Source organism: Terrimonas rubra, assembly GCF_042686025.1.
Classification (GTDB): domain Bacteria; phylum Bacteroidota; class Bacteroidia; order Chitinophagales; family Chitinophagaceae; genus Terrimonas; species Terrimonas rubra.
Map to the genome: position 1 here is coordinate 1,153,020 of NZ_JBHUOZ010000001.1, position 18,092 is coordinate 1,171,111.

General features: G+C 42.5%; 16 protein-coding genes. 14 read left to right on the forward strand and 2 right to left on the reverse strand.

Features of this window, described 5'->3' with window-relative positions; genetic code table 11:
* Positions 1–24 precede the first annotated feature (24 nt).
* Positions 25–720 carry a DUF4397 domain-containing protein gene (locus tag ACFS6H_RS04950; RefSeq protein ID WP_386095854.1) on the reverse strand — a complete coding sequence of 232 codons (696 nt, stop codon included), beginning with the start codon at positions 718–720 and terminating at the stop codon, positions 25–27.
* A gap of 240 nt (positions 721–960) precedes the next feature.
* Here ACFS6H_RS04950 and ACFS6H_RS04955 point away from each other — a divergent pair, with 240 nt between their 5' ends.
* The 7 genes from ACFS6H_RS04955 to ACFS6H_RS04985 all read left to right on the forward strand — a co-directional run bounded on the left by ACFS6H_RS04955 (position 961) and on the right by ACFS6H_RS04985 (position 6,643).
* Positions 961–2,445, forward strand: a complete 1,485-nt coding sequence (locus tag ACFS6H_RS04955; RefSeq protein WP_386095856.1) for an aldehyde dehydrogenase (NADP(+)) — start codon at positions 961–963, stop codon at positions 2,443–2,445.
* 109 nt (positions 2,446–2,554) lie between these two features.
* A complete protein-coding gene (def, locus tag ACFS6H_RS04960; RefSeq protein WP_386095858.1) occupies positions 2,555–3,217 on the forward strand; it encodes a peptide deformylase in 663 nt (220 codons plus the stop codon).
* 22 nt (positions 3,218–3,239) lie between these two features.
* Positions 3,240–4,280 carry a beta-ketoacyl synthase chain length factor gene (locus ACFS6H_RS04965; RefSeq protein WP_386095860.1) on the forward strand — a complete coding sequence of 347 codons (1,041 nt, stop codon included), beginning with the start codon at positions 3,240–3,242 and terminating at the stop codon, positions 4,278–4,280.
* Positions 4,274–5,053, forward strand: a complete 780-nt coding sequence (locus tag ACFS6H_RS04970; RefSeq protein ID WP_386095862.1) for a polysaccharide deacetylase family protein — start codon at positions 4,274–4,276, stop codon at positions 5,051–5,053. The genes ACFS6H_RS04965 and ACFS6H_RS04970 overlap by 7 nt, the downstream gene beginning before the upstream one ends.
* Entirely contained in the window at positions 5,046–5,681 is a 636-nt protein-coding gene (locus ACFS6H_RS04975) for a LolA family protein (protein WP_386095864.1), read from the forward strand. The genes ACFS6H_RS04970 and ACFS6H_RS04975 overlap by 8 nt, the downstream gene beginning before the upstream one ends.
* Complete coding sequence (locus tag ACFS6H_RS04980; protein WP_386095866.1) at positions 5,659–6,285, forward strand: hypothetical protein; 627 nt, start codon at positions 5,659–5,661, stop codon at positions 6,283–6,285. The genes ACFS6H_RS04975 and ACFS6H_RS04980 overlap by 23 nt, the downstream gene beginning before the upstream one ends.
* A complete protein-coding gene (locus tag ACFS6H_RS04985; protein WP_386095868.1) occupies positions 6,275–6,643 on the forward strand; it encodes a 3-hydroxyacyl-ACP dehydratase in 369 nt (122 codons plus the stop codon). The genes ACFS6H_RS04980 and ACFS6H_RS04985 overlap by 11 nt, the downstream gene beginning before the upstream one ends.
* Here the strand turns inward: ACFS6H_RS04985 and ACFS6H_RS04990 are convergent.
* Complete coding sequence (locus ACFS6H_RS04990; protein ID WP_386095871.1) at positions 6,640–7,221, reverse strand: HNH endonuclease; 582 nt, start codon at positions 7,219–7,221, stop codon at positions 6,640–6,642. The genes ACFS6H_RS04985 and ACFS6H_RS04990 overlap by 4 nt on opposite strands.
* A gap of 489 nt (positions 7,222–7,710) precedes the next feature.
* On the opposite strand from ACFS6H_RS04990, the gene kdsB reads away from it, so the two are divergent.
* The 7 genes from kdsB (at position 7,711) to ACFS6H_RS05025 (ending at position 18,073) form a co-directional block, all read left to right on the forward strand.
* On the forward strand, positions 7,711–8,454 hold the full coding sequence (kdsB, locus tag ACFS6H_RS04995) for a 3-deoxy-manno-octulosonate cytidylyltransferase (protein ID WP_386095873.1): 744 nt from the start codon (positions 7,711–7,713) through the stop codon (positions 8,452–8,454).
* A 249-nt stretch (positions 8,455–8,703) separates the two neighbouring features.
* Complete coding sequence (locus ACFS6H_RS05000) at positions 8,704–9,282, forward strand: RNA polymerase sigma-70 factor (RefSeq protein ID WP_386095875.1); 579 nt, start codon at positions 8,704–8,706, stop codon at positions 9,280–9,282.
* Positions 9,283–9,369: 87 nt separating this feature from the next.
* Positions 9,370–10,452: a FecR family protein gene (locus tag ACFS6H_RS05005; protein ID WP_386095877.1), complete on the forward strand. Its 1,083-nt coding sequence runs from the start codon at positions 9,370–9,372 to the stop codon at positions 10,450–10,452.
* Between the two features lie 130 nt (positions 10,453–10,582).
* On the forward strand, positions 10,583–13,942 hold the full coding sequence (locus ACFS6H_RS05010; protein WP_386095879.1) for a TonB-dependent receptor: 3,360 nt from the start codon (positions 10,583–10,585) through the stop codon (positions 13,940–13,942).
* Positions 13,943–13,961: 19 nt separating this feature from the next.
* Positions 13,962–15,497 carry a RagB/SusD family nutrient uptake outer membrane protein gene (locus ACFS6H_RS05015; protein WP_386095881.1) on the forward strand — a complete coding sequence of 512 codons (1,536 nt, stop codon included), beginning with the start codon at positions 13,962–13,964 and terminating at the stop codon, positions 15,495–15,497.
* 53 nt (positions 15,498–15,550) lie between these two features.
* Positions 15,551–16,411 (forward strand): LamG domain-containing protein, encoded by an 861-nt coding sequence (locus ACFS6H_RS05020; RefSeq protein ID WP_386095883.1) that lies wholly within the window; start codon positions 15,551–15,553, stop codon positions 16,409–16,411.
* Positions 16,412–16,621: 210 nt separating this feature from the next.
* Entirely contained in the window at positions 16,622–18,073 is a 1,452-nt protein-coding gene (locus ACFS6H_RS05025; RefSeq protein ID WP_386095886.1) for a glycoside hydrolase family 30 protein, read from the forward strand.
* Positions 18,074–18,092 lie beyond the last annotated feature (19 nt).

Here is an 18,092-nt window from a genome sequence, read left to right on the forward strand (position 1 = left end):
ATTTTTAAATCTTGCGATGCTATATTATTGTAAAGTCCCGTTCTCAATATACCTTGTTTGTACACTGTCCATATTGTTAGAGGCAGGATTACCAGCCAGCAAAATGGTATAGATTTTCTTTTCTGTTACCGGGAAGGTCCTGTTGGTGCTGATATTACCTCCGTTGGAAGTGGTAATCGTTACATTACCCACATTTACCGGCATGAACCGGCTGATATGACCATAGGATAACACACCACTGTTCACCGGCGCGTCATTGGCCGTAACGGTTACAGTTGGCGCTGTTGAATCGGGTATGGCATTAATGTAACGGATATAGGCTTTACCTGCCACTGCATCCAGGCTATCGAGGCTGTCGGCTACCACCAGTGTGCGGTAATTATTGCTGGTGCCTATTAAGAAAGCAGAATAATAATTCCCTTCTTCGTAGGTAGTATTGGCAGAAGCAATACTGCTGTTTGTCATGGCATCAAAAGCCGTTAATGTACGGGTGCCGACAAATATTCCGTTATAAACACCTGTATAATTCAGGAAATTAAGTGGCTGGGGTGTAAACACATTCCCACCTATATCAAAACCCACCTGGTTTTTATCAGATGCTAAGTTAAAAGCCATTAAACCTGCAACAGGTGTAGAAGGACTGTCATTCTTATTCTTCATACAGGATTGCATGGCGACGAGTACGATTGCTAAACCCAGCAACCAGTTTATTTTTTTCATATTGTATTGTTTTAAGCAGGGAATTGCTGGAAAAATGGTGCCAGAACGGGATAAATGTGTATAAGTGCACGTTAGAGAAATCTTAAAAACAAGACTGTTAAATTTTCGCTGAAACACAATAAAATCAGGGGTTTGCGCAGGCCGGTATACGGGAAAAAGTAAACAATCAGGAGTACTATTTGTTTATGGAACAGACCTAATGAAAAGTTAACTTTACTGGCCGTATTTAAAATTGTTATTATGCAGTATACAACTATGCCCGAAATAGATAAGCTGTTGCAAAAAGCACAGGAAGTATTGATGTTTTTAAAAAAAACAACCGTAACAGAACGGGCAAGACTTATGCATCATATTGCCGATGCCATTGAAGCATTGGGTGAAGAACTATTGCTAACAGCACAGCAGGAAACCAACCTGCCGGTAGCAAGGCTGGCAACAGAAAAAGCAAGAACCGTTTTTCAATGGCGCAGTTATGCCGATGCAGTGGCTACCGGTAATGTATTGGCGGTGCGCATAGATACCGCTTTGCCCAACCGGATGCCTGCGCCTAAACCTGATTTGCGCAAGACTTATTTACCGGTGGGTATTGTTACTGTTTTTTGTGCCAGCAACTTCCCATTCGCCTATTCAACCGGTGGAGGAGATACGGCATCTGCGATAGCAGCGGGTTGCCCGGTAGTAGTGAATGCCCATAGTGCACATGTGCAAACCTCTGTTATCATGGCGGGGGCTATTGCAGCAGGTATAGAGAAAGCAGGTTTTCCGGCTTCAGTTTTTTCTCACGTTATCAGCGAGGGCTTTGAAAACGGTCAATACCTGGTACAGCATCCCCTGGTAAAAGCGGTAGGTTTTACGGGTTCCTATATGGGAGGTAAAACCCTTTACGACCTGGCTCAAAAAAGAGCAGAGCCAATTCCGGTTTTTGCAGAAATGGGAAGTGTGAACCCTGTATTTGTATTACCAAAAAAACTAAAAGCAGATCCTAAAAAGCTGGCGGAACAATATGCGGCATCCTTAACACTGGGGGTGGGGCAGTTTTGTACTAACCCGGGAATAATAATAGTACCCGATATACCGGAGTTTGATTTGTTCCTGGATACACTGGCTACAACTGTTACTGAAACAAGCCCTGCGATGATGTTACATAAAGGCATAGCCGGGAGTTACCATAAAAATAAACAAGCCACTATTACCCAACCCGGCGTAAGTGTATTGGCCGAAGCCGCTAATACCAATGAACTGGCTGGCAATGCAACGGTGGCCATTACGGGTAAAGATAATTTTGTGCATAACAAAACGGTGGCCCACGAAGTGTTTGGTCCGTTCGGCCTGGTAGTTAAATATCATTCAACGGAGGACGCTATAGCCATTGCCCAATCATTAGAGGGACAGTTAACCGCCACCGTATGGGCGGAAACTGAGGAAGCCGGTGATAACCGCGAGTTGATTAACCTGATCAGTGAAAAATGTGGCCGCATTATTTTTAATGGCTTTCCTACGGGAGTGGAAGTATGTTATGCCATGCAGCATGGCGGCCCTTTTCCGGCCGCTACCGACAGCCGTTTTACATCAGTTGGGCCCGATGCCATACAGCGTTTTGCCAGGCCGGTAAGTTTCCAGAACTGGCCGGATAGTTTATTGCCCGCAGAACTGAAAAACGAAAACAGCCTGCAGATATGGCGGACGGTAAATAATGAATTGACCAAAGAGCATATAGTGTTATAAACCCTGTATTTCAATGCAATTCCATCAGTTACCCATAAAATAAGGCAGCTGGCCAATTTTATCAGGCACTGCACCGGTTTAATTATATTTTTGTGTACTTTTTATGACAATGAAAAAAACGGTACGGCATCCCGGTTTACTATTGGTATTGTTAACAGTTTGTACAAACCTGTTACAGGCGCAGCTGTTTACGGATAAGGAAACAAAAATCATCTACGGCGGTGATACCAGTAACATGTTAAGGGTTATACAGATCACCCAACCGGAGGAACATAAGATATTGTTGACGCCCTCTGCAAACATTCAACATAACGCACCGGGTTTGGATCTTTTGGCAAAACGTATGTTATTATCCATGCGAGACAGTACCCGCCCGGGTGTTGGTATTGCGGCGCCCCAGTTAGGCATTAATAAAAAAATCATTTGGGTACAACGGTTCGACAAAGCCGGTACTCCTTTTGAACTATACCTGAATCCACAGATAACCTGGCAATCTGTTCTCTACCGTAAAGGGAAAGAAGGTTGTTTGTCTATACCTGATATCAGCGGTAATGTGTTAAGACATTATACCATCGGGTTAAGTTATCAGCAAAAGGATGGTACTTATAAAAATGAAATAATAGAGGGATTTACAGCGGTGATCTTTCAACACGAGATCGATCATTTAAACGGTATTTTATTTACACAACGTTTGCAGGAACAGGATACAAAACAATACTACCCGCTGGCAACAGGGGTGGAGCTGTACCTGGAACAGCCATCTAAACGATAACAATTTTAAAGAGGTCAAATACATGTACATACAATCTACGGCCGCTGTTACGCCGCAGGCATCTTTCGAAAAAATACTGGTTAACCCGGATACTTATTCAGGTGATAAGTTGGCCTGTGTTGAACCTGATTATACTACTTATATTGACAGCAAACAGATCCGGCGCATGAGTCGTGTAATAAAGATGGGTGTGGCCGCCGCTATGGATTGCCTGAAAGCCGCCGGGGTACAGCAGCCCGATGCTTTTGTAACCGGTACGGCCTATGGTTGCCTGGCCGACACGGAAGCTTTTCTGTCACGCATGGTCAGCTTTAACGAGGAACTGTTATCACCCACTTCTTTTATACAATCCACACACAATACGGTAGGAGCGCAAATTGCTTTAATGTTACAGTGTCATAACTATAACAATACTTTTGTACACCGCGGTTTCTCCTTTGAAAATGCTTTGCTGGATGCCTCTTTACTGCTGGCAGAAGAGGAGGCCGGCAATGTACTGGTAGGAGCGGTAGATGAAATTGTGGAAGCCAGCCACAATATCCTGCAACGGTTTGGCCTGTACAAAAACAGGGAACAAAGCGTGGACCTGTTAACACAACCCGCACAGGGTACCATGAACGGGGAGGGTGCCGTGTTCTTTTTGATCAATGGTAAAAAAGAAGACAACAGCATGGCTAAACTCAATGATGTGCATACTTTTTATAAACCCATGTCCGACCAGGAAATTGAAGCAGAAATTGAAAAGTTTTTGGCTAAACAAAGTATAACCCTGGATGATGTGGATATTATCCTGACCGGCCTGAATGGTGATGCTGCAAATGATGAAGTTTATACCACACTGCAGGCAGGTGTACTACAGAACAGGCCTTTAAGCGGTTTTAAACACCTGTGTGGCGAATACCCCACGGCAACCGCATTTGCGGTTTGGTTAGCGGCTAATATTTTACATACCGGTAAAGTTCCGGCAACAGTTGGGGTAACGGCAGCAGCACCCAAACGTATTTTAATTTACAATCACCAGCAACATATTCACCACGCACTATTTTTGCTTACCGCATGTTAAAGTTCCGGCTTACCATTATCATACTATCAGTATGTTTACTCGCCGCTGTTATGTATGGCGTGCTGAACAACTGGCTGTATTTCTGGCCTTTACTGGCGGCAATCCTGGTCATTGGAAGCACGGTATTGTTTTATGGCAGTTACTATATTAATTCCGGCTTTTATGTAAAAGTGGTAAGCAGTGCCGAAACTGATAAAAAACAGATAGCCATTAGTTTTGACGATGGCCCTTCACCTGATTTCACCCCCCGAGTACTGGCCATACTGCAGGAAAAAAATGTGCCCGCCGCCTTCTTTTGTATCGGCCGGCAGGTTGAACTGTATCCCCGGATCTTGCAACAGGTGCATGAGCAGGGACATATCATTGGTAACCATAGTTATAGTCATGGTAAACTGTTCGATCTGCTCGGTACAGAAAAAATGTACCACGACCTGCAACAGATGAATGCCGTAACGCGTCAGGCAATAGGTGTTACACCCTTACTGTTCAGGCCGCCCTATGGCGTTACCAATCCAAACCTGGCAAAAGCCATTAAAAGATCGGGGTTTGTTACCGTGGGGTGGAATATCCGTTCGCTGGATACCATTACCGGCGATGCCGATAAATTATTACAACGGGTACTAAAACAGGTAAAACCCGGTGCTGTGGTATTGTTTCACGATACCTGTGCCGTTACCGTGACTATGTTACCCGTATTTATTGATACGTTAAAAGCGCAGGGGTATGCTATTGTACCATTGCACAAAATGCTAAATTTGCAACCTTATGCATAGGTTTATCCTTACCATCTTCAGTTATTTTTTGTTTATAGCAGCGCAGGCGCAATACCCGGGTTATAAAGCTGTGGCCAATACCGATGCCTTCAAAAAAAGCTTTGCCCAGTCCGCACAAAAGACCAATACGCTAAAAAGCGATTTTGTGCAGGAGAAAACCCTGAGCATGCTGTCAGAAAAAATTGTATCAAAAGGCAAATTCTACTTCAAAAAAGAAAATGCCATACGTATGGAGTATACATCACCTTTCCAGTACCTGATGGTGATTAACGGTAATAATGTATATATAAAAGATAACCAGAAGGAAAACAAAATGTCGGCCAGCTCCAATAAGCTCTTTCAATCCATTAACCGCATTATGATGGATTGTGTGAAAGGAACGGTGTTCGATAACAAAGATTTTTCCGTAAAACTATATGAGTCTAATGATGCTTACCTGGCCGAGTTAACGCCGCTGGGTAAGGACCTGAAAAAAATGTTCAGTAAAATAAACATGATCTCGGGTAAAAAAGATAACCTGGTAAAAAAAGTAGAAATGCATGAGCCGTCGGGCGATAAAACAGTGTTATCTTATATAAACCCGGAACTGAACACAACCTTATCCGATGCGCTTTTTAATACCCATTAGTATACTTGTACTTTTATCGGCCTGCGGATCGGCGTATAAACACCTGCAAAAAAGCAATGGTTCTCCTGACTGTATACCATCCCTGGTGCCGGAATACAATACCACTTTATACCGTGCACAAATTGATGTTACCGGCCATTATTTGAGCGGCCTGCTCATTATTAAACAATTACCCGATAGCAGTGTGCGCCTGTTATTTACCAACGAAGCCGGCTTTAAGTTTTTTGATTTTGGTTTTCCGCCCACAGGTAATATGATCGTTCATCATATTACGGATAAAATGAACCGTAAGGCAGTGATCAAAACCCTGCGTAAAGATTTTCAACTGTTACTAATGAACAGGTTGGGGAATGCCCGCTACCTTTCTAAAACAGATGGTACTTACGCCTACCATATTTACAAGCAGGGTAAAGACCATTACTATTATAAAACCCCTGCCGGCTGCGATAGCCTGCTGGCCATGGAAAGGGGAAGTAAAAGGAAAAAAGTAGTGGATATACAATTTACGGGGATGAACAAAAGCCTGCCTGACTCCGTATTTATAAAACACAATAACTTTGCGTTTAACATAACGCTAAAGCAAATAAACAACTATGCTGAATAACAGTTTTTACCAGGTGATAAATAAGCAGGAAACGGATGGCAGTATTACCTTAACTGTTGAGTTCAATGCGGCACACAAAATATTTGAAGGTCATTTTCCGGGGCAACCTGTTGTACCCGGCGTATGTATGCTGCATATCATAAAAGAGCAACTGGCCGGCCATGTACAAAAACAGATCATATTACGCGAAGCTGCACAGGTAAAATACCTCAATATAATAACACCCGCAACGGTACCTGTAGCTGAAATTGTTATTGCCTTTCAACCTGCCGGTGAACAGCTATTTTCAGTTACGGCAACTATTACAGCCAATACCACTACCTATTGTAAAGCAAAATTATTATTCGGAGTAGTTTAAGCAATTTTTACCCGGCCCCAGTTCTCACCAATTTTTATACGGTATATCTGCATATCACTTACGCTGAATTTTGTGGCTATTTCTTTCAGCGTTTTGCCGGCCGCTAACATCTTTTTAATACGGATTACATCTTTCTCTTTCAGTTTTCTTTTGCCGCCGCCGCCGCCAATTTCCTTCGTGCGTTTAATGGCTGCAATTACCAGGGGATTCTTTTTATTATGCGCCGTTACTTCATCACGGGTTGCCCATGCAAGATTGTTCACTTTATTATTCTCCTTATTATGGTCCAGGTGAATGATAAACTTTTGTTTCCCTCTTGGTTTTGGTAAAAAATACTCAGCTACTAAACGGTGTATTAAAATGGCTACATATTCATCATTCATTTTTTTTCGCCATATAGGGTAGCCGCCCTGCCTGCTGCAATTAAGCAAAAAGCCATCCGGTATATTTTTATTGTATTTAACAAGCCTGCCATAATTTGATATGGCGTACTTGTACCATACTGCACCTTTGGCTTCGTGGCCTTTAACATCCTTCCATACTTCGTTGCGAAAAAGTTTGATCACATCTTTTGCCATACAACTAAAATTGTGTTTAACGATAGAGGTAATAAATAATAATGACAATTGCTTGTCAATTATTTCATGAGCTAAACAACAATTGAGCCAATCCCCGGTTCAATGTTTTAAGTCATTATATTATAAATGTAATTAAAACTTATATTAAAATTCAATAATGATACTTTAAATCGGTTGCACCGCTTGCTCCCCGGCAGTTGCTGCTAACCCTGCGAATCGTATTACTACGGGCGCTTTAAGTCTGCTAAAATCCGCAAATATACAGCGTGTGGCTTCCTTGTCTGTAAAGCCCGTGCATGGTTTTGCAGCATTTGCAGGGGCTTTGGGCAACAGTAACCATGCTCAGCATTAGCTCCCGCTGTCCGCTGTACCAGCCGCCGTTGCACAGGCGTCCGGTGCCGCTTCCATCGGGCAGCCTCTCAGCATTTGTTCGCTTATCAGCAAAAAAACGCACCCTACCGTTATATTTGCAGTCAGTAATAAATAACTATGACCAGTTCAGCAACCATTCCTGTAGCCGCCTTTATTCCGGCCCGTTATGCCGCCACCCGTTTCCCGGCCAAGCTTATGCAACCCCTGGGTAACAAAACGGTTATCAGGCATACTTACGATGCTACTGTGGCTACCGGGCTTTTTAATGAAGTAATTGTAGTAACGGACAGCGATATTATTTATAATGAAATTGTCGATAATGGTGGTAAAGCCATCATGAGCCTGAAACCGCACGAAAGTGGCAGCGACCGTATAGCCGAGGCTGTGGCTGGTTTGGATGTAGAGGTGATTATTAATGTACAGGGCGATGAACCCTTTATACAAAAAGAGCCTTTGCAAAAACTTGTACAACTGTTTACCGACCCAATGGTACAGGTGGGCTCCCTAATGCGGGTAATAAAAAGTTCCGAAGAATTGCAGGCAACCAGTGCGGTAAAGGTAGTGGTGAACAAACATAACGATGCGCTCTACTTCAGCCGCAATGTTATTCCCTATGTGGCCAATCCTGGTATTCCCGTTGATCATTATTTACATATTGGAGTATACGGTTATCGCAAACAAATACTGCTTGACTTTACCACCTGGCCCCCGGCATTACTGGAGCGGGTAGAAAAACTGGAACAACTCCGGTACCTGGAAAATGGTATAAAAATACGCATGGCCAAAGTAGATTTTATTAGTGTGGCCATTGATACCCCCGAAGACCTGGAACAGGCAAAACAAATGCTGGCGGAAAAATAAACTGCCGGTCGCGGGTATTAGTGCCATAAAAAATACAAGGGCCGGGGATAGCTGTAAAATGTAACTGATTGCAATGCTCCGGTGGCTAGCACAATCGTCATAAAATGTTTTTCATCCTGAAAAAAGCATATTTATTGTGTTTTTTGATGATATGTATTAAATTGTTTTCCCTACTTTAGCATAACAATGTAACGATTGCACAGAGAGAACTTACATAACCTTCAGGAGTTAAAAGCACTTCAGTTACGCTTGCAACATCACGATGAAGCCGCTTTCACACTCATTTACCAGTATTTGTATAAAAAACTGGTACAATTCTCATTTTCCCTTGTTCGTAGTAAAGAATTGGCCGAAGAAACCGTAGAAGATGTATTTGTGAAACTATGGGCAAAACGGGAAACGGCTTCACAAATTGATAACCTGGTGGTTTATTTATATGTAGCCGTTAAAAACGCCTCTTTAAATGCTATTTCCCAAAAAGCAAATGAACTGGTGAACGCCCCCTTTGATTTCCTGGAAACAGCCTCACCTGTCATCACCACCGATCCTTACGACCTGATGATAACCGGCGAAATGATGGCCAAAATGAACCGTGTGATTGAAAACCTGCCACCCCGGTGCAAATTAATTTTCAAACTGGTAAGGGAGGACGGGCTTAAATATAAAGAAGTAAGCGAGATACTGAATATCTCCATTAATACCATTGATGCCCAGATGGCCATAGCGGTAAAACGTATCTGCCAGGCGCTGGATGTTATTAAACCAGGTAAAACTGCCGGCTTTCCGGGCCTGGAAACCGATCTCCAAAAAAAAGTTAAAAAAAGTTAAATTTCTTTTAGTAGATAGAATTCAAATTGCTGTCCTATAGTATTAAGACTTGCCATTTTGAATATATCTGATACTATATGGGTGCTTATGTCCCGCAGTTTAAGCGGCGAAGCAACTTCTCAGGAAGAGAAGCAATTACATGATATACTACAACAAAACCCCGCGTTACAACAGGAATATGATGTGTTGGTGAGAATGTGGCACCAGAAAGAAGATGCCATAGATGATATTGAGGCACGTCAATCGGTAAAACAGATCATACATAAGGCAGGTGGAAAAAAATCGTCTTCCGTTATTCCTTTACCACCAGTGCGTAAGCCAAAAAGATACAGGTGGTTAGCTGCGGCTGCCATACTCCTACTGGTAGTAGCTGCGGTCTGGAGCCTGGTACCGGATAAAAAAATCAATGATCCTAACCTGGGTATATCCCACAAACAGGAGGTGGAGGGAGAAAGGTTATTCACCAAAAATGGTAACCGGTCCCGCTTTATTTTGCGAGATGGTACTTCCGTTTGGCTGAATGTTGGCTCTTACTTGGAGTATATGAATGATTTTTCAGGTACAACACGGGAGGTAAAACTGGTGGGCGAAGGCTATTTTGATGTGGCCCATAAAAAAACACAGCCCTTTATTGTACATACAGATAATGTTCTGATCAGAGTATTAGGTACGGTATTTAATGTAAAATCATACCCCGAGGATAAAAACGTGGAAACCACCCTGTTCCAGGGAAGGGTAGAGGTAACCAATAATAACTTTAAAGACCGGATGCCTATTGCCATGGTGCCCAATCAAAAACTGATAGTAGCTAAAAACGCAGCAAATGAAAGCAATTTACTGTCTACAATAGACAAGTCTACTATTGCCACTCCCCATAAGGGTACCATTATTGTCTCCATCGATAGCGCAAAAAAAGAAACCGAAAGAATAGAAACCGCCTGGGTATACAGCCGTTTAGAGTTTAAAGATGAAGATTTTGAACAGCTGGCCCGTAAACTGGAAAGATGGTATAACGTAAAGATATTTTTTACCAATAACGAGGTAAAAAGTATGAAAGCAACAGGCTCTTTCGAAAAAGAAACTGTTGAAGAAGCGCTGGCCGGATTGAAGGCGGGCTTCGGCATTACCTATAAAATTGATAACAATGAGATATATATCGGACTACCTTAAAACAGCCCCCGGTTAGTATACAAAAAAACGGAGAATGTTGGCGCATTCCCCGTTATAAGCGTACTAAGACGGCTAAACAAAAAGAACAACCTGACCAGTTGGATTGCTTAACCCTTAATTTTTTAAATGTATGAAAAGTTTCTTAACGGTTAAAATAAAACCGTTTCAATCAAATGTGCTGCTTGCTATGAAACTGACTGCTGCTTTTTTCTTACTTTTTACGGTGCATGTGTCGGCCAATGGCTTTGGGCAATCAAAGATCACGCTCAAGGCAAAACGGGCCGAAATGACGACTGTTTTGCAGAATATCGAAAAACAGACACAATACCGCTTTCTGTACAATAGTCAGTTACAGGAACTCCGTTTACGTAAAGTGAACATTGATGTTAACCAGGCTTCTTTAAAAGATGTACTGAGCATCATGTTTTTCCGTACCAATTTACAATACCAGGTAATGGGTAACAACCTGATTGTAATTAAAGAAATGGGCGATGTTCGTCCGCCCGACGTTATTGTAAAGGGTAAGGTTTTAGGCGAAGGCGCCCTGCCTTTATCCGGCGCTTCTGTGCAGGTAAAAGGAACTACCCTCGGAACTACCACAGACGGCAATGGTAATTTCTCGCTTTCGGTACCCAATAATAATGTAACGCTTATTGTTAGTTCTGTTGGCTATGCTGAACAGGAGGTTGCTTTAGGCGGTAAAAATGAAGTTACCGTAACATTGGTTTCATCCACCAAAGAGATGGACCAGGTGGTGGTAATAGGTTATGGTACCGCCCAGAAAAGAGACCTTACCGGTTCCATTGTGAAGGTTGGCGGTGAAGAAGTGGCTGATAAACCCAACGTAAACCCCATCGCTTCTTTACAGGGTAAGGTAGCAGGGTTAAGTGTAACGCCTTCTGCCGGCATTGGTAAAGCACCCGATATCCGTATCCGTGGTACAAACAGTATTGGTGATGAAGCCGTACGCCCGGTATATATTGTGGATGGTATTTTAAATGATAATATTGACTTTATCAATCCTAATGATATTGAGTCAATGGAAATACTGAAAGACCCTTCTTCTTTGGCCATTTTTGGTGTACGGGGTGCTGCAGGTGCCATTGCTATCACCACTAAAAAGGCCAAAGCGGGACAGGTAATTGTAAACTTAAATTCCAGCATTGGTGTTAAAAGACTGGTTGATAAAATTGATGTACTGACCAATGGCGAAGATTTTAAAATGTTATACCAGGAAGAGAATAACAATATCGGCGTAACTACTCCGGGTTTTGATTTTACTAACTGGACTTCAAATACAGACTGGATCAAGGCCGTAACACAAAATGGTGTTTTTAATAACAATAACCTGAGTATTAATGCCAGCAACGAAAAGAACAGGTTTTACATGGGCCTGGGTTATATAAATGAAGAGGGTATTGTTATTCACGAAAAACTAAAAAAATACCTGATTAACTTAAGCAATGAATATAAGCTGACTAAAGATATTAAGATCGGCTTTACTTTTAACACTGCTTACACCCAGGCGCCAAATGACGGTACCAATACACTGGAAAATGCCAGGAGAATTGCACCGAATGTAAGTGCCGGTACTACACCCTATACCATGAATCTTTATGGAACAGAGCAGGTATATAACCTGTATTCTGCACTTCCTTCTATTCAAAACACTTTACAAAATCCGTTGGTTACCAGAGAAAACACCTGGGATAAATTCATTGGTCGTGAACAACGTTTTGTAGGAAGCATTTATGGTGAGGTTAACTTTTTAAAAGATTTTAACTTCCGTATGGCGCTTTATGGTGACCAAAGTTACCTGGAAAGCAGAACGTATAACCCGTTATACGGTGCATACGATCCGGATGCAGGCGCCGGCTTTTTAGTAAACCGGTATACGTCGGTATCCCAGTCTGAACAACGCTGGACCAAGTACCAGTCAGACTTCCTGTTAAACTATAAGAAAAGACTGGGTGATCATAATCTCCAGGCTACTGCCGGCTGGACAACATACTCACGTGCTTACAGAAGTACCAGCGGACGTGTTGAACAAAAAGACGGACAACCCGCTATTCCGGATGACAAACGTTTTTGGTACCTGAATAACAAGTTTACTGATATAGCCAATGCTACAGGAAACTCTGCACAAACAGAAGCAAATACCCTTTCTTTCCTGTTACGTGGTATTTACAACTTTGCCAATAAATATTACCTGAACGCTACCTTCAGAAGGGATGGCTCCTCACTGATCTATAATCCTGACCAGCGCTGGCAAAACTTCTGGGCAGTAGGTGCCGGATGGGAAATAAGCAAAGAAGGGTTTATGCAGGATATTTCCGTTATCAACTACCTTAAATTAAAAGGTTCGATCGGGGTATTAGGTAGCCAGAATACTTATGGTGTTAGTTATCCTTATTTCCCTACTTTCTCTTCCGGTAATACTGCTGTATTTGGCAGTAGTGTATACCCTGCTTATGTAAATGACTATGAGCCTGATCCAAACCTGCGCTGGGAAACAGTGCATGGAAGAGAGATAGGCCTGGAATTTGGCTTGTTAAATAACAGAGTAACAGGTGAAATAAACTATTACAATAAGTTAACCAAGGACATGCTGTCCTTCTTACAAAACGGGCCTAGCCGTACTTTAGGTAATTTTGGCTCTATTTCTAACCAGGGTATCGAGTTATCATTAAACTATAATGGTACACTTTCTAAAGACCTTACCTATACCGTAAGCGGTAACCTTACCAGCTTTAAAAATAAAGTGAAAAAATTCGGCACCTTCCTGCCGGCCGGTGAAAGCACACCTAATCAAACACAGGTAGGCTATCCTATTGGTTATTTTTATGGTTATATCGTAGATGGCCTTTACCAAAGCTATGCCGATAAAATTGGATCTCCCATTGTTGTAGGTTATGAGTATGGTCCCGGCGACCTGAAATACAGGGATATCAATGGTGATGGTTATATCAATACGGATGACCGCACCATTATTGGTAACCCTACTCCCGATTTTATTTATGGCATGTCTTTATCGGTTAAATACAAAGCACTTGATTTTGGTGTAGACTTACAAGGTTCCTATGGCGGCGAGGTATATCGTGTATGGGGCTCTTCAGAGTTGCCTTATTCAAGATATAACTATCCTTCTTTTAAATTAGACAGGTGGCATGGAGAAGGTACTTCAAACTGGGTACCACGACTGGGCGACAAGTTTGCTATCAACCGTTTGCCTTCCACATTTGGTATTGAAGATGGCAGCTATCTGCGTATCAGGAATATCCAGATCGGATATAATATCCCGACCAACGTTTTAACTAAAGCCCGTATAAAAAGCTTCCGTGTTTTTGCCAATGTACAAAACCTGAAAACTTTCAAACGTAACTCGGGGTATGCTCCTGAGTTTGGCGGATCACCTACTTCTTTTGGTGTGGATTGGGGTAACGGACCAATACCCGTTATATATACTGGTGGTATAAACATTAATTTTTAATTCAGTAAAAGTATTTTATATGAAAAGAATAATATTTGGAGTTCTTGCACTTGCCATGTTAATGGTAAGCCTGCAGAGCTGTAAAAAGTTTCTTGATAAAAAACCCCTGGAAGCAACTTTGGATGATATAAAACAGGGTGGTTTGGAAGGTTTGGTATTTGGTCTTTATGGCGGCTTACGTAACCCCGATGTTGGTGGTGCTGCCTGGGGACATATTCCCTGGCTGGCTATTCACAGCTTCCGCGATGACGATTATATTAAAGGTAGCAGTGAGTCGGATGGTGCTGACTGGGCGGTTATTTATGATCAGTTTCAGTACTCAAAAGATCACTGGAGCACCAATACTTATTACGAACGTAAATATGTAATGGTGAACCTGGCTAATACCGTTTTATATACAGCGGACTCCTTAAAACTTGATGATCCCGCTTCAAGGGTAAATATTGCAGAAGCAAGATTTGTAAGGGCGCTTACTTATTTTGACCTTGTAAGAACTTACGGCGAGGTACGAAAAGTTACTGTGCCCATCCGTAATGCAGACCAGGTGAACAGGATGCCTAAATCTACTGTACAGGATATTTATACCTTAATTGATGAAGACCTTACCTATGCCGAGCAGCATTTGCCCATTAACTGGAATAGCGCTACCGGTACAAGTCTTTACCCAGGAAGATTAACCATGGGTGCGGCAAAATCTTTACATGCAAAAACTTTGCTGTATCGTCAAAGATGGGGTGATGCCTTAACGTTACTGGAACAGGTAATTACATCAGGCCAGTATTCCCTGGAGTCTAACTATTCCAGGGTGTTCCAGACAGCCGGCGAAAACGGCCCTGAGTCTATTTTTGAGATCCAGGCTTACAAAGGCGATGGAGGCAGACCCGATTTTTATGGCTTCTTTGCAACAGCACAGGGCGTAAGAGGTTCTGATGCATCCGGATGGAACATGGGCTGGGGATGGAACACGCCTACAGTTAACTTAGTTAATGCCTATGAAGCCAATGACCCGAGGTTAAAAAGAACGATCCTGTTTTCCGGTCAATCAGATGATCCGCAGTATGGTGGCTATGGCCGTACTTTACCTGCTTACCCTGCCGTACTTCCACGTCCTTACTGGAATAAAAAAGTGTATGCTGATCCGGCCGAACAGGCCCGTACCAATGACCCTAATGGTAATGGCGCATACAATCAGCGTATTATTCGTTATGCGGATGTATTGTTAATGGCTGCTGAAGCGGCCAATGAAGCGGATAACGGGCCAAGGGCCGAAACCTTACTGGAGATGATAAGAGCCAGGGCCAGGGAAGGTCAGGCAGGTGTATTACCCAAAGTGGTTTTTGTAAATAAGGCACAGATGAGAACTGCTATTAAACATGAAAGACGTATTGAGCTGGCTGGTGAGGGAGAAAGGTTCTTTGACCTGGTTCGCTGGGGTGATGCCGTTTCAGTACTGGGAGCTGCAGGCTATCAAAACCGTAACAGGTATATGCCACTGCCACAACAGATAATTGACCAGTCACAGGGTGCATTGTTACAAAATCCTGAATATCCGTAATAGATAATGAAAGCACCGTCACGATCAATTTCATGATTTAAACTTAAAAAAAAATGAAAAATATATTAAACAAATTTTTCCCGGCTATCACCGTATCAGCTTTATTGCTTGCGGGATGCCAGAAAATGAGCAAACCCGACCTGGGCGAATATCCTGAAGACGCCAACCCTCCCGGTGGCCCTTTAAGCTTTTATGTTGCTTTTGACGGAACTACTGATAATAACCTTAAAAACGCGGTAGATAGCATCAGGGCTAATTATCCCAGTGATAATCCGTTGACCAGTGTAGATGGTATTAGCGGTAAAGCCATCAAAGGAGAAACGGCCAAATATGTAAAATACATAAAGCCTAACGATTGGGCCATTACTGCAAAAAGCTTTACTGTTTCTTCATGGTTTAAGAGAGATGGCCAGACCAAGAATAATGAGAATGGAAACGGCCCTGAATATATACTGAGCTTCAGAGCCGCGAATGATTACAACTGGTCAAACGGGAACTTCCTGTTTTTCCTGGAAGGTAATAATGCAGCCTGCGGAGTTAAACTTTATATTCAGTCAAAAAATGGCGATGGTTGGCTTACCTGGGAAGGCGGGCAAATGATTGCCGGTTTACTGGATAATAAATGGCATCATATAGCTGCTGTTTACAATGCACCCACCAGTACCATGACACTTTATATAGATGGAGTGGCAAATCCAAATACAAAAGTATGGGGTACCCATGGTGACCTGAACCTGGATGATGAAAAAATAGCAGAAGTAAGAATAGGCCGTGGCCCGAGAAATGATAGCGAAGCTGATGGCGCCGCCGGCTGGTTACAAAGCTCTTTTAAAGGCGAGATTGACCAGGTAAGGTTATATAGTACAGCCTTAACGGCAGCAGAAGTACAAAGCCTGTTTGTTAATAAAAAATAATTGAGTTAAAAATAAACCGGTAAATAAGGGGCTGGACTAAGTTTAGTCCGGCCCTTTTTTCTATATAATAAAAAGAACAGGGGCCTGTATTTTAATAACTGTCTAAAGGTTAATGGAGGCACTGCCGGCAGTATGACCTTTCTTCGTACTGTGTGGTTGAATGGTATGTATGTTGAATAAATTTTGACGTTCCCTGTAAAAATAAAGCGCATGAAAAATAAAATTCTTGTTTTCGTAGTATTAATAAGTGTTATCGGTACAGCTTGCAGGTGCTCGAAAAGCAGTGGAGGAGGTGCACAGCCGCCTGTAACGCCCGGGCCTACAGATCCGGTGGTTAACCAGGTAGATTTTTGGCTAACAAGAGGCAATCAATCGGTTCTATTACAAAAGCAAAGTACAACCATTGGATTTACCACAACTGAAAACAGTTATCCTAATATTTATATTGACTCTGCAACTGCCTACCAGCAGGTGGATGGGTTTGGATACACGCTTACTGGCGGAAGTGCCATGCTCATTAACCAAATGACTGCAACCGCAAAGGTCAACCTGATAAAAGAACTTTTTGATACTACCGGCAATGGTATTGGTATTAACTACCTGCGTTTGGGAATGGGCGCATCAGATCTCAGCCCTGCAGTTTTTAGTTACAATGATCTGCCGGCCGGTCAAACTGACCTTACGCTTAGCCAGTTTGACCTGGCTGAGGATAAAACACACCTTATTCCCTTATTGAAACAGATACTGGCGATTAATCCGAATATAAAACTCATGGGCACGCCCTGGAGTCCGCCAACATGGATGAAGGATAATGGCAGCTCCATTGGAGGAAAGTTAAAACCAGAGTATTACAGTGTATACGCCAATTACTTTGTAAAATATATCCAGGCAATGAAGGCCGAAGGTATCACCATTGATGCCGTGACCATCCAGAACGAACCGCAGCATGATGGTAATAACCCCAGCATGCGTATGGAAGCAACCGAACAGCGTGATTTTATAAAAAATCATTTAGGCCCGGCTTTCCAGGCAGCAGCTATTAATACTAAAATCATTATCTGGGATCATAACTGTGATAACCCTAACTATCCCGTAACTATTTTAAATGACCCGGATGCAAAAAAATATATTGATGGTTCAGCTTTTCATTTGTATGCAGGTGATATAAACGCATTAAGTACGGTGAAGGCAGCCCACCCGGATAAAAACCTGTATTTCACCGAACAATGGACAAGTTCTACAGGCGACTTTGGCGGTGATTTAAAATGGCACCTGCGTAATGTAATTATCGGATCAATGCGTAACTGGAGTAAAACGGCTTTGGAGTGGAATTTGGCAAATGATCCATCCTTTGGACCACATACCGCAGGCGGTTGTACACAATGTAAGGGAGCGTTAACCATTAGTGGCTCTACTGTAACCAGGAATGTTGCTTATTATATTATTGCACATGCGTCCAAATTTGTGCCAACCGGCTCTACCCGGATCAGCAGCACTCATTCAGGCAATATTTTAAGTGTGGCATTTAAAAGAGCAGACGGTAAAAAAGTACTGATCGTATTAAATGATAATGAAAACACTTCCAATTTTAATATCCGGTATAATAATAAACTGGCGCTTACCTCTTTACCCGGGGGAAGTGTAGGTACATATATTTGGTAGTTCAATAAATCTGATAAAA

Bases quoted from the DNA above. Each gene is read 5' to 3' on its own strand.
- kdsB (WP_386095873.1), top strand. From the start codon at position 7,711: ATGACCAGTTCAGCAACCATTCCTGTAGCCGCCTTTATTCCGGCCCGT.
- ACFS6H_RS04970 (WP_386095862.1), top strand. From the start codon at position 4,274: ATGTTAAAGTTCCGGCTTACCATTATCATACTATCAGTATGTTTACTC.
- ACFS6H_RS04975 (WP_386095864.1), top strand. From the start codon at position 5,046: ATGCATAGGTTTATCCTTACCATCTTCAGTTATTTTTTGTTTATAGCA.
- ACFS6H_RS04980 (WP_386095866.1), top strand. From the start codon at position 5,659: ATGCGCTTTTTAATACCCATTAGTATACTTGTACTTTTATCGGCCTGC.
- ACFS6H_RS05020 (WP_386095883.1), top strand. From the start codon at position 15,551: ATGAAAAATATATTAAACAAATTTTTCCCGGCTATCACCGTATCAGCT.
- ACFS6H_RS04950 (WP_386095854.1), bottom strand. From the start codon at position 720: ATGAAAAAAATAAACTGGTTGCTGGGTTTAGCAATCGTACTCGTCGCC.
- def (WP_386095858.1), top strand. From the start codon at position 2,555: ATGAAAAAAACGGTACGGCATCCCGGTTTACTATTGGTATTGTTAACA.
- ACFS6H_RS04985 (WP_386095868.1), top strand. From the start codon at position 6,275: ATGCTGAATAACAGTTTTTACCAGGTGATAAATAAGCAGGAAACGGAT.
- ACFS6H_RS05025 (WP_386095886.1), top strand. From the start codon at position 16,622: ATGAAAAATAAAATTCTTGTTTTCGTAGTATTAATAAGTGTTATCGGT.
- ACFS6H_RS04965 (WP_386095860.1), top strand. From the start codon at position 3,240: ATGTACATACAATCTACGGCCGCTGTTACGCCGCAGGCATCTTTCGAA.
- ACFS6H_RS05005 (WP_386095877.1), top strand. From the start codon at position 9,370: ATGTCCCGCAGTTTAAGCGGCGAAGCAACTTCTCAGGAAGAGAAGCAA.
- ACFS6H_RS04955 (WP_386095856.1), top strand. From the start codon at position 961: ATGCAGTATACAACTATGCCCGAAATAGATAAGCTGTTGCAAAAAGCA.
- ACFS6H_RS05015 (WP_386095881.1), top strand. From the start codon at position 13,962: ATGAAAAGAATAATATTTGGAGTTCTTGCACTTGCCATGTTAATGGTA.
- ACFS6H_RS04990 (WP_386095871.1), bottom strand. From the start codon at position 7,221: ATGGCAAAAGATGTGATCAAACTTTTTCGCAACGAAGTATGGAAGGAT.
- ACFS6H_RS05010 (WP_386095879.1), top strand. From the start codon at position 10,583: ATGAAAAGTTTCTTAACGGTTAAAATAAAACCGTTTCAATCAAATGTG.